Genomic DNA, 13,358 nt, shown 5'->3' on the forward strand with positions numbered 1-13,358 from the left:
GAAAACAGAGTTTCATAAACGATAGCAATGTATTATACTAAGCGACGAGTTTAGGGATTTGGCGCTCGACCAATCGCAAGTATCGTTGGTTGCGCGCCCCCGCAACCACCGAGACCAACACTCCCGAGCTTTTTGCGCCGGGAGTTTTGCTTTTTGCGCCGGTCTTTCCCTCCTGACGCGAAACCCAATCCAGGATGGTCGCCAGATCGCTGTGCAGCCGGGCGTAAACCTCGCCGCGGTTTGGGCCGGGGGTGAGGACGATCTTCTCGATCAGCACGCGAAGCTGGCCGGCGGATTCCGCCTGCGTCTCGGGGTGGTTCAGCGCCTCGGTCAGCTCGGCGACCCGCCGGGCATAGATTTGCGCCGCTGCCGGCAGGATGTCAGGCTGGTCCTGCGGGACGTTTTGCAGCAGATCCGTCAACTCGGCCTTGCGCGCTTCCAGCTTGTCCATCTCGCCCTTCATGCTCGGGTGGAACATGCCGGCCTTGATCGCCTCGATGATGCCGCGAATGTCTTTCTCGACCTTGGCCATTTCGCTGCGCCAGGCCGCGCCGTTGCTGCGGCGCTCGCGGTTGAGGCGGTTCATCTCCTCGGCATAGGCCTTCATCGCATCGGCGGCGATATCGGGCGCCATCAGCTTGGTGCGGACGCCCGCCAGCACGCGGCTTTCCAGTTTCTGCTGGCGGATGGTCACCTTGTTGGCGCAGGTGCCCTTGCTGATATGGTTCGAGCAGGCGAAGCGGCCGGCGCCGCGAAGCGAGTAGGGGCCGCCGCAGCAGCCGCAAAACACAAGTCCCGACAGCAGCGACTTCGGCCGGTGCGTGGCGTTGAGGCGGTTGTCGCGATGGTGCTTGCGGATTGCCGCGGTGACGTTGACGTATTTCTCGGCGATCTCCGCTTGACGCGCCCTCACCGCCTCCCAGAGATTCTGGTCGACGATGCGCAGGTCCGGCACCTCGGTGATCACCCATTCGGATTCCGGGTTCATGCGCGAGACCCGCTTGCCGGTGCGCGGATCCTTGACGTATCGCATGCGGTTCCAGACGAGGCGGCCGATATAGATCTCGTTGTTGACCAGCCCGGTGCCACGCTTGACGTGGCCGCGGATGGTGGTGTCGCCCCAAGGCTTGCCGCCGGGGCCGGGGACGCCTTCGTCGTTCAAGGTCTTGGCAATGGTCTTGGGGCCGATGCCGGCGGCGAAGTCGCGGAAGATGCGGCGGACGATCTCGGCTTCGCGCGGCTCGATCTCGCGGTCGCCGCGGATCAGGTCGCCGCGGGCGTCGAGCTGCTTGACTACCCGGTAGCCGAAGGAGATGCCGCCGCCGGATTTGCCGTCCTCGACGCGGCCGCGCAGGCCCCGGTGGGTCTTGGCGGCAAGGTCCTTGATGAACAGCGCATTCATCGTGCCCTTGAGCCCGACATGCAGTTCCGTGATCTCGCCCTCGGACAAGGTGAAGATGGGCACGCCTGCGAATTGCAGATGCTTGAACAGGGTCGCGACATCGGCCTGGTCGCGGCTGATCCGGTCCAGGGCCTCGGCCAACACCATATCGAACTGCCCCGCCTGGGCGTCCTGCAGCAGCGACTGGATGCCGGGCCGCAGGATCATGCTGGCGCCGGATATGCTCGCATCCTTGTAGGTGCCGACGATCCGCCAGTTCTCCTTCTTCGCGCGGTCGCGGCAGATGCGGAACTGGTCCTCGATCGAGGCTTCGCGCTGCTGGTCGGAGGAATAGCGGGCATAGAGGGCGATGCGGGTCATGGCTGGACTCCCGGGTTCGAACTGCGACGATGGCGGCACCTGCCGCCGCACTGGTGTTTTCCGCCCGGCTCCCGGGCTGGTCGTGAAGCCCGACTGCGCCGCGATGCAATGCCGTGAGCTTCCAATCTGATAAAACACCCGTCGCGGGTCCCGTATTGGATCTGTGGAGAACGGCGATGTGCGCGGCTCCACAGGCCTTCGGATCAATTGTGGCTGTGATCGCCGCTGCATGTCCAGAGAGAAATGCCCTGCGGATCGCCCGGGCGGCGGCTTGCAGCCAATGCGCTGCCAGGAGGACTATGGAAGCGGGCAGGGTCATTGATCTTCCGCCTCGCGCTGTTGCTGCGTCCTGAACTGCTCCCTGGCGATCTGGCGGCCTATGATCCGTGCCAGGGCGCGAACGGCCTGGTCGGCGGCCTTGTCTGACGTCGCCCGGCTCCCTGGTGGAACGACCTCGACGATCAGCTTCTGTTGGATCGGTGCGGCCATTCCGACACCCCGCTTCCTCTACGTTTCCGTCAGCGAAGCAGGGATCGAGACTTGAGGGAAGGGCGTTTGGCTCGGTGGCGTATTGGAGGACAGTGTAGAGTAGAAATCGGACAGATTGCAGTCCGGCTGGTCGGCACCTTCCGGCGAGAGCGATGTGTCGTCTTACCAGGCGTAGGCTTGCGGCGCCTCGCCGCCCGGGCCGGGCCAGATCTTGTCGAGCTTTGCCAGCACCTCGCCCGAAAGCGAGATCGACGGCGCTTTCAGGTTCTGCTGCAACTGTTCGACGGTGCGTGGACCGCTGATCACCGAGGTCACCGCCGGGTTGTGCAGGAGCCAGGCCAGCGCCACGTCGGACGGCGTTTCGCCGATGTCGTCGCAAAGCGCCTCCCAGGCTTCGAGTTGGGGTCGCAGGGCCTCGATCCGCGCCTGCAAGCCGGGGGTCGCCCGACGCCCGTTCTCGATCTTGCGCAGGACGCCGCCCAGAAGCCCCATGCCGATCGGGCTCCACGGGATAAGGCCGATGCCGAAGTGCCGCAGCGCCGGGATCACCTCCAGTTCGATGGTGCGGGCCGTCAGGTTGTAGAGGCTCTGTTCGGAGGCGAGGCCGAGCAGGTGGCGCGCATTGGCGGACATCTGCGCCGTGGCGATGTCCCAGCCGGCCAAGTTCGAGGAGCCGACATAGGTGATCTTGCCTTCGCGGATCAGTTGCTCCATTGCCTGCCAGATCTCCTCCCAGGGCGTCGCCCGGTCGATGTGGTGCATCTGGTAGAGGTCGATATGGTCGGTTTTCAGCCGCTTGAGGCTGGCCTCGCAGGCGCGACGGATGTGGAAGGCCGACAGATACTTGTCGTTCGGCCCGGTCTCCATCGGCTGATAGACCTTGGTGGCCAGAACGATCCTGTCGCGCCGGGAGGTATCCTGTGCGAGCCAGTTGCCGATGATCTCCTCGGAGGTGCCGTAGCCCTTCGCCATGTCGGGCGACTGCGGCCCGCCATAGACATCGGCGGTGTCGAAGAAGTTGATGCCGACGTCCAGCGCCGTATCCATGATCGCGAAGCTGGCCGGCTCGTCGGTCAGTTCGCCGAAGTTCATCGTGCCCAGAGCGACGCGGCTGACCCGCAGACCCGTGCGACCGAGATGGGTATAGTCCATGATATTTGCTCCTTGTTTGATTGCTGGTTACGGCGGCTTCAAACCCTCAGCAGGGTCTTGATGGCCCGACGTTCATCCATGGCCTTGTAGCCTTCGGCCGCGTCTTCCAGCGGGAGGGCGAGGTCGAAGACCTTGCCGGGATTGATCTTGCGCGAGAGCACCAGATCGAGAAGGTGCGGCATGAATCGGCGCACCGGGGCCGGGCCACCGAGCAGGTTCTTCTGCGAGAAGAACAGAAACTCGCCGTCCAGCTCCACCCCATGCGGGACGCCGACGAAGCCGATGGAGCCGCCGGGGCGGGCGCAGTTGATCGCCTGGTGCATGGATTCGTTGGTGCCCACACATTCCAGCACGGTGTCGGCGCCGACATTGCCGGTCAGCTTGCGGATGCGGGCGACGCCCTCGTCGCCGCGCTCCGACACGATGTCGGTCGCGCCGTATTCCAGAGCGAGATCCTGCCGGGACTTGTGGCGGCTCATGGCGATGATGCGCTCGGCGCCCATCTGTTTCGCGGCCAGGACGCCCATCAGCCCGACCGCGCCGTCACCCACGACCGCGACCGTCGAGCCGGGCTGCACCCGTGCGGCATCCGCCGCATACCAGCCGGTGCCCAGAACGTCCGAGACCGCCAGCAGGCTGGGGATCAGATCCTCGTCCGGCTGGTCATCAAGTGCGACCAGCGTGCCGTCGGCCAGCGGAACCCGCGCATATTGGGCCTGCGCGCCGGTCATGAACTCGCGCTGTTCGCAGGAGGATTGAAAGCCGTGGCGGCAATGCGGGCAGGTATTGTCGGAGAGCACGAAGGAGCCGACGACGAACTGGCCGGGCTTGACGGTCGTGACCGTGCTGCCGACCTCGACCACGGTGCCGCAATATTCATGACCCATGTGCATGGGCTCGTTGAGCGGCTGCAAGCCTCGGAAGGGCCACAGGTCGGATCCGCAGATGCAGGTCGCGGCCAGCTTGATGATGGCGTCGGTCGGCTTGAGAAGCTGGGGCTCGGCGACGTTCTCGATACGGACATCGCCGGGGGCGTGCATGATGGTAGCAAGCATGATGTGACCTTTCAGGACAGGATTTCGATGCGCAGCGGATGTTCGCCGCGCACCAGCAGCGGCGCGGCGCCCTCGTCCAGCCGTCCAAGCCGGATCAGCCCGCGCCCCCAGCGGTAGGGGCCGTGGAACATCGCGAGGTTGCCCCAGGGGGCGAAGTAGCAAAGGTCGCCGACCGCCTCGTTGCCGAAGCCGGTGCGGCCGTCGCCGGTCAGCTTGCGCGGCAGGTAGGCGATCTTCTCGTTGGTCGAGTAATCGGTGATGGTCAGGTCCAGCGGCAGCATCGAGACCAGATCGCGGGCGGAGGGATTGTCCTCCAGCGTCGCCGTGAAATCCTGATCTGCAAAGGCGAGCCTGATGCGCGCCGCAGAGCCCTGCGCCCGGGCCGTCCCGATCTGGAACCGCGCAATGGCGGGAACACCGATGCCGGCAGCGACGGCTGCCAGCATGGTGCGACGGGAAAAGCGAGCGGATTGACGTGCCATTTCGGACCTTCGTTCGGGGGGTTACGCCGGTTTCAGCATGTGTTTGCCGTCGCGGATCAGGGCGAGGGCGAGAACGGCGAGAACGATGCTGCCGATGAAAGTTGCCTGGATCGAGATGCCGTCCAGCAGCAGCCCACCCACGACCGCGCCGAGCAGGATCGACGCCTGGATCGCGGCTACCATCAGGCTGCCGCCGGCTTCGGGCGCGTCATCGGCGTTCTGTGACATCCAGGTCATCCAGATCACCGAGAACATGGTGTTCATCGCCCCCCAGATTGCCATGAAGAAACCCGTCGCGATCACGGAATGCCCGAACAGCAGCAGCCCGACGGTGGCCCCGCCCATTACCAGCGCGGGAAGCTTCAGGAACGGCGCGGCGTTGCCCTTGATGAAGCGGCCCGCCGCCCAGGTGCCGATGAAACCGGCGCAGCCCGGCAGAAGCAGCAGGGCCGAAAGCGTGGCGACATCCACCCCCGTCACCTGTTCCAGGAACGGGCGCAGATAGGTGAACATGCTGAAGGCAGACCCCCAGGACAACATGCAGGCGATCAGCCCGCGCTGGAAATACGGCCGCTTCAGCAGGTCGAGCAAGGCCCGGAAGTCTTGCTTCGTGCGCGCCGGTAGCGAGGGCAGCGCGACCACATGCCAGACCAGGTTGATCGCCACGATCGGAGTCAGCGCCCAGAACACCGCCCGCCAGCCGAAAAAGCCGCCGAGATAGCTGCCGATCGGGGCTGCGAAGGCGGCGGCGATGGCCTGGCCGCCATACATCAGCGCCAGCGCCTTCGGCACGTCGCTTTCCGGCACCAGCCTCATGATTACCGCCGTGGCCAGCGCCCAGAAACCGCCGATGCAGATGCCGAGAAGCGCCCGGCCGATCATCAGCACGGTGAAGTTCGGCGCCGCGGCGACCAGAACCAGCGACAGCAGCATGAAGGCCGTCATCGCCACCAGCACCCATTTCCGGTTCAGCGTCCCGGCGGCGGTGGTGATGAGCAGGCTGGCCGCCACGGCGAAGAGCCCGCTGATCGAGATCGCCTGTCCGGTCTGTCCTTCCGTCGCGTTCAGCCCCTCGGCCATCGGCGTCAGCAGGCTGACAGGCATGAATTCCGAGGCGATCAGCATCGCCACGCAGAGCGCCATCGACAGGACGGCACCCCAGGCGGCTGGCTTGCCGCCGTTGTCTTCCACGGAGGAAACCATGTCCTCTTGCTCCGATATGTCAGGTTTGCACGAGGATATAGCCGATCTAAGCCCCTCCGATTACCCGCCTTAATTTGATTGGACCTATCGAAGCTGTCGATTAATGTGGACCCGTCAGGGAAGCACTGCGACGACACATGGAGAAAACCGACTTCAATCACCTGACATGGTTCAGGATCGTCGCTGAGGAGCGCAGCTTCACCAAGGCTGCGGCCAGGATCGGCGTTGTGCAGTCCACCCTGAGCTATGCGATCAAGCAGTTGGAGACGGGCATGGGCATCCGTCTCCTCACCCGAACGACCCGGAGCGTTTCGACGACCCCCGCGGGGGAACGGCTCCTGCGGACGATCACCCCGCGCATGGCCGAAATCGAGGAGGAGATCGCGGCGCTGATGGAGTTCCGCGACAAGCCCTCTGGCTCGATCCGCCTGACACTCGCCGATCACGCGCTCGAAAGTGTGGTCTGGCCGAAGCTGAAGCCGGTGCTGAAAGATTATCCCGACATCAACGTCGAGCTCTGCGTGGACGGACGTTTTCGCAATATCGTCGAGGAAGGGTTTGATGCCGGCGTCCGCCTCGGTGAAAGCGTCGAGAAGGATATGGTCGCGGTCCGGATCGGCCCGGATTTCCGGCTGCTGGCGATCGCATCGCCCGACTATCTCGCCGCGCATGGCGTGCCCGAGCACCCCGAACATCTTCTCCGGCACAATTGCATCAACATCCGCCACGACAGCGCCGGGGGCACCTATGCTTGGGAGTTCGAGAAGGACGGCAAGACGCTCCGCGTCCGGGTGAACGGTCAACTGACCGTCAGCGATTCCTATGCCATGGCCGATGCAGCGGAGAGCGGCTACGGGATCGCCTATGTCCCGGAGAGCATCGTCGAGCAGCGCATCGCCGACGGCCAGCTGGTGAAGGTTCTTGAGGACTGGTCACCTTATTTCGACGGCTACTTTCTCTACTACCCCAGCCGTCGCCAGAACCTGCCCGCATTCAAGGTCATCGTTGATGCACTTCGGCATCGGGATAACCTTGGTCATTAAGTGCCGGTAGCGGTTTTCCGATCATTGCTGCGCTGCTTCCAGAGTTCGTCATGCCTTCGAAGTGTTTTCCCGGAAGAGAATAAACATTCCGCTAAAAACGATGACGATTGCACCTGCCAAGGTGAAAATATCCGGAACGTCGTTCCAAATCAGCCATCCAAGACCAACGGCCCAGAGAAGAGCGGAATATTCGAGCGGCGCTATCACTACGGCGGAAGCGAGCCGGAACGCCTGAGTGACCATCGTCATGCCCGCCGTACCGGCGGCGGCAAGACCGATGAACAGCCAGAAATCATGAGCGTGAACCTGGACCCAGACGAGCGGCACGGCCAAGCCGCTCAAGATTGCTCCAACGCCGGTGAGATAAAGCATAAGCGTCCAGACGCTGTCGCGCGGATCGACCCAACGGGCTCCGACCATCAGCGTTGCATAGACAAATGCCATCGCAATGGGCAGCAGCGACGCCAGCTGAAAGGTGGCGCTTCCCGGTCGGATGACAATGATTACGCCGACGAATCCTGAGACAACGGCGAACCAACGCTTCCACCCAACGCGTTCACCAAAAAAGATCGCGGAAATTGCAGTGATAATGAGAGGGCCGATAAAGATGAGTGTCGTTGCCTCTGCAAGACCCAGATATTTCATACTCGTAACAAACAACAAGGCAGCACCGATCCACAAGATCCCTCGAACCAGGTGAGCATAGGGACGATGGGAGCGTAACGCGCCTGGTCCACCCATCTTGAGGGTGATCGCCAAGGCGACGGGAAATGCGACAAGATTGCGCAGGAAGACGATCTGCAGAGGTGGATATCTCTCGGTCAGGGCTTTCGAGAAGGCGTCATTGATGGTCATGAAGGCAATGCCGGCAAGCATCATCAAGACGCCGGCCATAAAGCCGTTCTTGGGAGCGGTAGATACGTCTGCTTGCAATTCTGCCCCCGAACTCGCGCTTTAAGACGATCTTATCCGGCGAGCGATGAGAATTGAACGTAAGTGTCTCGCAAAATGCTTTTAGCCCATCACCGGCAACCTGTTCCGGCCGGCGTTACTTTCCCGTGCCACGCGAACAACGAGCCGCTTAGGCTATCGCCAGAAAACAGCCGCCCGATGATCCATAGGAGACATCGAGCGGCCAGGGTGGGTTTCCGTATCAGTAGATCGCAAAGACCTTCCGAACGGTTTCGGTGACGTCCCAGCGGCCCGTCCAGCCGGGGGGCAGGATAACGAGGTCACCGCCGGTAATCTCGGTCACGGTGCCGGTTGCCTCGTCCGTCAGCGTCGCCCGGCCCGAGATGATGTAGGTGAACTCGGTGTCGGGACGGTTCACCACCGGCCAGCCGCCGGGCTGGCATTCCCAGATGCCGACGCTGCCCTTGGCTTCCGGGGCAAGCATCTGCATGCCGAGCTGCGGATCGCCGCTATCGGCCCCCGCACGTTGACCTGCGGCCGGCAAGGCTGCACCGCTGATATCCGCCGCTTTCACGATAACCATCGAAGTCATGAATCTTCTCCTTGTTGTCTTTGAGTTTCAGTGTGCGCCCGTCAGGGCTTCGAGCACCTTTGCCACGCGAGAGGGTCTACCGGTGAGCCTTTCCTCGCCATCGCCGATGCCGGCGGCGGTCAATCCGAAGTTCACGCCGAGCCAGCGCAAGGGCTCGCGCTCCCACAGCGGTGAGCGGTGGTTGACGATGGGCAGGCGGTTGATCTCTTCGTCCTGCTTCAGGATCAGGTTCCGCAGCAGCCGTCCCGCCAGGTTGCTGGTCGCGACGCCATCGCCGACATAGCGCCCGGCCCAGGCCATGCCCGTGCTTTCGTCCAGCCCCACCGACGGGCAGAAATCGCGTGCCACACCAAGAGCGCCGCCCCAACGATGCGAAATCCGCACGTCCTTCAGGTCGGGGAAGAACTCCAGCATGGTGTCGTGTAGCTTGACGTGGATCGAGTCGACCAGGTCGCTCGACATCCTCGAGCCAAGGCGATAGGGGGCGCCGCGCCCGCCGAAGACCAGCCGGCCCTCAGTGGTCATTTGCGCATAGACCCGCAAGTGACGCAGGTCGTTAAACGCCAGCCGGTGGTTCAGGTTCAGTGCGGTTCGAACATCTTCCGACAGCGGTTCGGTCGCCATGACCAGCGAATAGAGCGGTATGATGCTGCGCTTCTGACCTTCCTGCTGGCAGGTGAAGGCTTCCGTCGCGCGCAGGACGTAATCCGCTCTCAGCGTTCCCTTCGGCGTGGTGACGCAACGCGGATCGATCCGGGTGGCGGGAGTGGCTTCATGGATGGTGGCACCCAGGCTTTCCACCAGTCGCGCCAGGCCCCGCACCAGTTTGCCGGGATGGATCAACGCGCAATGTTCAGTGTAGAGGCCGCCCTTGATGCCTTGGACGCCGACCATATCCTCTGCGCCGCGTGCGTCCAGCGCCTGCCATTGGTCGGGGAGACCAAATTCGGTTGAAGCCCGAACCGTGCTTGCGACACGGCTGAGTTGCGCGCTGGAGCGCGCCAGGGACAGCAGGCCTTGCTTTGCGTAATCCGCCTCGACGCCTTCCGCCGCGAGCACTCGGCCGATCTCGTCGACTGTGTCGTTCATTGCCGCTTGCAAGCGCAAGGCGTCCGCATGGGAGGAGAACTTTGCCACCTGGTGCAGCGAGATCGGGAAGATGGCCGAGGCCCATCCGCCATTGCGTCCCGAGGCCCCAAAGCCGACATACTCGCTGTCGACGATGGTAATGCGCAAGTCCGGCCTGGCCTTCAGCAGGTAGTAGGCCGTCCAGAGTCCCGTATAGCCGGCACCAACAATGGCGACGTCGCATTCGACATCCCGTTCCAGGGCCGGGCGGCGCGGCGTTTCCTCGAACCATGCCGGCAGGTTCGGCAGTTTCAGCATTTCCGCTTTGGCGGTCATGTTCGTCCCCCCATGGATCACAGGAGAAGGTTATCGGAACTCTACCGGGGCAAACCATCTGAAACTTGCACATTTCGTGTGTATCGCGTCATACATTCGTATAAGAAAAAGCCCATGGGAGGGGTGCATGCTGACTGTCTCTGAACTGGTCGCGATCCGTTCGCTCGGGCTTTCTTTCCTCGCGGGCGCGGCGGGCGGGCACCGACTGATCACATGGGCACATGCCGTTGACCTGCCGGACCCGTGGCGGTGGGTTTCGGCGGGTCATCTGATCATGACAGTCGGAAGCGGCATCCCGCAAGATCGGGAAGAACAGGCAGAATGGCTGCGCAAGTTGGCGGGAACCAATGCCAGCGCGTTGGTGATTGCCCCGGGAGAGCAAGCGCCCGATATCCACCCACAGATGCTGGCGGCTGCCGAGGAGGCCATGTTCCCCATCGTCGGAGCCAGCTATGATCTGGAATTCGTCAAGCTGTCCCGGCAGGTGATCGAGCGGGTTCTGCAGGCGCAGCGTGACCGGATCGATGCGGCGCAGCGCCTGTTTCAGACCTATGCCAGCGCCCTTCGGGACGAGCCCGACATGGCCGCGCGTCTCGATGCGCTTGGATATCGCATGGGTATTCATCTGCAGATCGAGGATGCCGAAAGCGGCGTTCCTATCCTGCAGGGCAAGCGTGCCGTACCCGCAAAGGGTGCCGTCGGCAGATTCGATATTCCGGGGCGAGCCAAAGCCGCCCTGACCATCTGGCGGCCCGATGCGCAAGCCTTCGACGACATTTTTCTGATTCGAGCCCTGGTCGGACTGCTGTCGGTCGAACTCGAGCGGATGATGATCGAACGCGATGGTCAGCGGCGAGATGGCGAATCGCTCTTGCGCGACCTTATCGCGGGGACGCTGGACTTGGGCGGTGCGCAAAGACTGCTGCTTCGTCGAGAATTGAACGGCACGCTGGTGGCGCTTGCCATCGAACCCAAGGGAGGGGCCGCATGGAGCGCCGGGGACATCCACCACGCGCCAGAACTGTTGGGGTTCTCTCCGCTCTTCCTGCAAGATGATCTCCTGTTGGCGGTGCTTCCCGACGACGAGTCGATCCTCCGGGCGATCATTTCCCGGTTGGGCAGCGACACCCGTGCCGGGGTCAGCGGTCCGATAACCGTCGCCGGCGGAATCCCGGAAAGTATCAAGCAGGCGCGCCTGGCGCATGCGCTGGCGCTCGAGTCGGGCGAAAGCCTGCAACGATATGATGCGGCCGATCCTGCTCTGACCCTGGGGCCGAGGACGGTGGCCGAAGCGCGCGCACTCATTGCCCGGTATCTCGGGCCGCTGATCGATTATGACAGCTCGAACACGCTGTCGCTGCTGCAAACGCTCGACGTCTTTCTGAGAAACGACGGCAGTTGGAAGGCGACAGCCGCCGATCTCGCTATCCATCGTCAGACCCTGGTCTATCGCCTGAAGGTGATCGAACAGTTGACCGGGCTGAAGCCCACCACCAGTTCCGGGACCGCGCGCTTCTGGACGGCCCTGCAAGCGGGCCGCCACGCAGGACTGTTGCCGTGAATCGGCGAACTCGCCATACATATGTATGACCATTGGCGGCTGATTTGGCAGTTCTGCGAATATTTTGGGCTGCCCCGCTGATCTAGTTTCCGACCCCATGGAGCAACTGGGGGAGGAAAACCCATGCCAATACAGACAGAGCATGAGCCGCGTCTGCAGAAGGGCCTGAAGACGCGTCACATCAGCATGCTTGCCCTGGGCGGCGTGATCGGTGCGGGGCTGTTCGTCGGGTCCAGCGCCGTGATCGCGACCGCGGGACCGGGCGCCTTCATCACCTATGCGATCACCGGCATCATCGTCGCGCTGATCATGCGCATGCTGGGCGAGATGGCTTCGGCCCAGCCCATGACCGGGTCCTTCGTGGCATATGCCCGGATGGCCTATGGCAATGTCGCGGGTTTCGCCACCGGATGGCTTTACTGGTACTTCTGGGTCATCGTCGTCGGCTTCGAAGCCGTCGTCGGTGGCCAGATCATCAACGGCTGGTTGCCAGGTATCCCCGTCTGGGTGATTGCCTTGGGGCTGCTAGTGATCATGACCGCGCTGAACATGCTGTCGGTCGAATCCTTCGGCGAGGCGGAATACTGGTTCGCCGGCATCAAGATCGTCGCCATCGTCGTTTTCCTGGCCATCGCCCTGGCTTATGTCTTCGGCGCCGTCCCGGAATCGACGGCGAGTTTCGGAAACCTGACGGAGCATGGCGGCTTCTTCCCACATGGGGTGGCCACGCTGTTCACAGGGGTCGTCGTCGTGATCTTCTCGATGACCGGCGTCGAGGTCGCAACCATCGCGGCGGCGGAATCGGCCGAACCGGATCGCAACATCCGCCGCGCCGTCAATACCGTCATGGTCCGGATCATGGTGTTCTTCGTGCTCTCGACCTTCCTGATCGTCGTGGCGCAACCCTGGAATACGATCGTCGCCGGCCAGTCTCCCTTCGTGGCCACTTTGGAAAAGATCGGCATTCCCGGCGCCGGCACCATCCTGACCGCGGTGATCCTCGTGGCTGTGCTGTCGGTTCTGAATGCCGGCCTCTACACCTCGTCGCGCCTGCTGTTCGTGCTCAGCGAGAATGGCGAGGCGCCGAAATGGATCACCAATGTCAACCGCCGCGGCGTTCCCGTCTGGGGTGTGCTGGCGTCGACCCTCGTCGGCTATGGCTGCGTGGTCATTGCGGCACTCTGGCCCGACACGGTGTTCCTGTTCCTGATCAACTCGTCGGGTGCGGTGTTCCTGTTCGTCTATCTGATGATCTGCGCCTCCCAACTCAAGCTGCGCGGCCATTGGGAGCGCGAGGGCCTGCTGAAGTTCCGCATGTGGGGCCACCCCTGGCTGCCGCTGGCAGTGACCGGCATCATCGTCGCGGTTCTGGTCAGCATGGCGATGGATCCGAAGACGCAGGTCAGCCTGTTGCAGAGCGTAATCGCGCTGGCCTTCATTCTGCTGACCTATCCGCTGGTCGGAATGCGGAAGGCATCTAGGCGCCGTCTCGACGTCGAACCGGCGGTGGACGGATGATCCGTCCTCCCGCAACCAAGCCAATGGGGCATTGGCAAGATTTTACGACCGATATCTGCAAATCAAGGAGGATGTAATGCAGGAACTCTACCACTGGATCGACGGCAAGGAAGTCAAAGGCACTTCGGGCCGCTTCAGCGACGTGATGAACCCCGCTACGGGCGAGGTGCAGGCCCGAGTGCCTC

At 63.0% G+C, this 13,358-nt stretch carries 12 protein-coding genes; 3 read left to right on the forward strand and 9 right to left on the reverse strand.

All coding sequences use genetic code 11. The features are described from left to right. Nucleotides 1-37: 37 nt before the first annotated feature. The 6 genes from ACDP63_RS22745 to ACDP63_RS22770 all read right to left on the reverse strand — a co-directional run bounded on the left by ACDP63_RS22745 (nucleotide 38) and on the right by ACDP63_RS22770 (nucleotide 6,143). Nucleotides 38-1,762, reverse strand: a complete 1,725-nt coding sequence (locus tag ACDP63_RS22745; protein ID WP_409928691.1) for a recombinase family protein — start codon at nucleotides 1,760-1,762, stop codon at nucleotides 38-40. 315 nt (nucleotides 1,763-2,077) lie between these two features. Continuing rightward, nucleotides 2,078-2,251, reverse strand: a complete 174-nt coding sequence (locus ACDP63_RS22750) for a hypothetical protein (RefSeq protein ID WP_409928692.1) — start codon at nucleotides 2,249-2,251, stop codon at nucleotides 2,078-2,080. A gap of 162 nt (nucleotides 2,252-2,413) precedes the next feature. After that, nucleotides 2,414-3,403, reverse strand: coding sequence for an aldo/keto reductase (locus ACDP63_RS22755; RefSeq protein WP_409928693.1), 990 nt, complete (start codon nucleotides 3,401-3,403; stop codon nucleotides 2,414-2,416). Nucleotides 3,404-3,441: 38 nt separating this feature from the next. After that, nucleotides 3,442-4,458 (reverse strand): zinc-dependent alcohol dehydrogenase family protein, encoded by a 1,017-nt coding sequence (locus tag ACDP63_RS22760; RefSeq protein ID WP_409928694.1) that lies wholly within the window; start codon nucleotides 4,456-4,458, stop codon nucleotides 3,442-3,444. A gap of 11 nt (nucleotides 4,459-4,469) precedes the next feature. Continuing rightward, nucleotides 4,470-4,940 carry a cyclophilin-like fold protein gene (locus ACDP63_RS22765; RefSeq protein ID WP_409928695.1) on the reverse strand — a complete coding sequence of 157 codons (471 nt, stop codon included), beginning with the start codon at nucleotides 4,938-4,940 and terminating at the stop codon, nucleotides 4,470-4,472. A 21-nt stretch (nucleotides 4,941-4,961) separates the two neighbouring features. After that, nucleotides 4,962-6,143 carry an MFS transporter gene (locus ACDP63_RS22770; RefSeq protein ID WP_409928696.1) on the reverse strand — a complete coding sequence of 394 codons (1,182 nt, stop codon included), beginning with the start codon at nucleotides 6,141-6,143 and terminating at the stop codon, nucleotides 4,962-4,964. 137 nt (nucleotides 6,144-6,280) lie between these two features. Between ACDP63_RS22770 and ACDP63_RS22775 the strand changes: the two genes are divergently transcribed. Continuing rightward, nucleotides 6,281-7,186 (forward strand): LysR family transcriptional regulator, encoded by a 906-nt coding sequence (locus tag ACDP63_RS22775; protein ID WP_409928697.1) that lies wholly within the window; start codon nucleotides 6,281-6,283, stop codon nucleotides 7,184-7,186. A gap of 48 nt (nucleotides 7,187-7,234) precedes the next feature. Here the strand turns inward: ACDP63_RS22775 and ACDP63_RS22780 are convergent, their stop codons facing one another. The 3 genes from ACDP63_RS22780 to ACDP63_RS22790 all read right to left on the reverse strand — a co-directional run bounded on the left by ACDP63_RS22780 (nucleotide 7,235) and on the right by ACDP63_RS22790 (nucleotide 10,094). Beyond that, on the reverse strand, nucleotides 7,235-8,080 hold the full coding sequence (locus tag ACDP63_RS22780) for a DMT family transporter (RefSeq protein WP_409928698.1): 846 nt from the start codon (nucleotides 8,078-8,080) through the stop codon (nucleotides 7,235-7,237). A 259-nt stretch (nucleotides 8,081-8,339) separates the two neighbouring features. Continuing rightward, entirely contained in the window at nucleotides 8,340-8,690 is a 351-nt protein-coding gene (locus tag ACDP63_RS22785) for a cupin domain-containing protein (RefSeq protein WP_409928699.1), read from the reverse strand. Nucleotides 8,691-8,717: 27 nt separating this feature from the next. Further along, nucleotides 8,718-10,094, reverse strand: a complete 1,377-nt coding sequence (locus ACDP63_RS22790; RefSeq protein WP_409928700.1) for an NAD(P)/FAD-dependent oxidoreductase — start codon at nucleotides 10,092-10,094, stop codon at nucleotides 8,718-8,720. Between the two features lie 127 nt (nucleotides 10,095-10,221). On the opposite strand from ACDP63_RS22790, the gene ACDP63_RS22795 reads away from it, so the two are divergent. Then, on the forward strand, nucleotides 10,222-11,655 hold the full coding sequence (locus tag ACDP63_RS22795; protein ID WP_409928701.1) for a PucR family transcriptional regulator: 1,434 nt from the start codon (nucleotides 10,222-10,224) through the stop codon (nucleotides 11,653-11,655). Between the two features lie 123 nt (nucleotides 11,656-11,778). Next, nucleotides 11,779-13,173, forward strand: a complete 1,395-nt coding sequence (locus ACDP63_RS22800) for an amino acid permease (protein ID WP_409928702.1) — start codon at nucleotides 11,779-11,781, stop codon at nucleotides 13,171-13,173. The last annotated feature ends 185 nt before the right edge of the window (nucleotides 13,174-13,358 follow it).

The sequence above is a fragment of the Paracoccus sp. P2 genome, from assembly GCF_046335115.1.
GTDB lineage: Bacteria > Pseudomonadota > Alphaproteobacteria > Rhodobacterales > Rhodobacteraceae > Paracoccus > Paracoccus pantotrophus.

Coding starts and splice junctions, on each gene's coding strand:
- ACDP63_RS22745 (WP_409928691.1), bottom strand. CDS start 1,762: ATGACCCGCATCGCCCTCTATGCCCGCTATTCCTCCGACCAGCAGCGC.
- ACDP63_RS22750 (WP_409928692.1), bottom strand. CDS start 2,251: ATGGCCGCACCGATCCAACAGAAGCTGATCGTCGAGGTCGTTCCACCA.
- ACDP63_RS22755 (WP_409928693.1), bottom strand. CDS start 3,403: ATGGACTATACCCATCTCGGTCGCACGGGTCTGCGGGTCAGCCGCGTC.
- ACDP63_RS22760 (WP_409928694.1), bottom strand. CDS start 4,458: ATGCTTGCTACCATCATGCACGCCCCCGGCGATGTCCGTATCGAGAAC.
- ACDP63_RS22765 (WP_409928695.1), bottom strand. CDS start 4,940: ATGGCACGTCAATCCGCTCGCTTTTCCCGTCGCACCATGCTGGCAGCC.
- ACDP63_RS22770 (WP_409928696.1), bottom strand. CDS start 6,143: ATGGTTTCCTCCGTGGAAGACAACGGCGGCAAGCCAGCCGCCTGGGGT.
- ACDP63_RS22775 (WP_409928697.1), top strand. CDS start 6,281: ATGGAGAAAACCGACTTCAATCACCTGACATGGTTCAGGATCGTCGCT.
- ACDP63_RS22780 (WP_409928698.1), bottom strand. CDS start 8,080: ATGGCCGGCGTCTTGATGATGCTTGCCGGCATTGCCTTCATGACCATC.
- ACDP63_RS22785 (WP_409928699.1), bottom strand. CDS start 8,690: ATGACTTCGATGGTTATCGTGAAAGCGGCGGATATCAGCGGTGCAGCC.
- ACDP63_RS22790 (WP_409928700.1), bottom strand. CDS start 10,094: ATGACCGCCAAAGCGGAAATGCTGAAACTGCCGAACCTGCCGGCATGG.
- ACDP63_RS22795 (WP_409928701.1), top strand. CDS start 10,222: ATGCTGACTGTCTCTGAACTGGTCGCGATCCGTTCGCTCGGGCTTTCT.
- ACDP63_RS22800 (WP_409928702.1), top strand. CDS start 11,779: ATGCCAATACAGACAGAGCATGAGCCGCGTCTGCAGAAGGGCCTGAAG.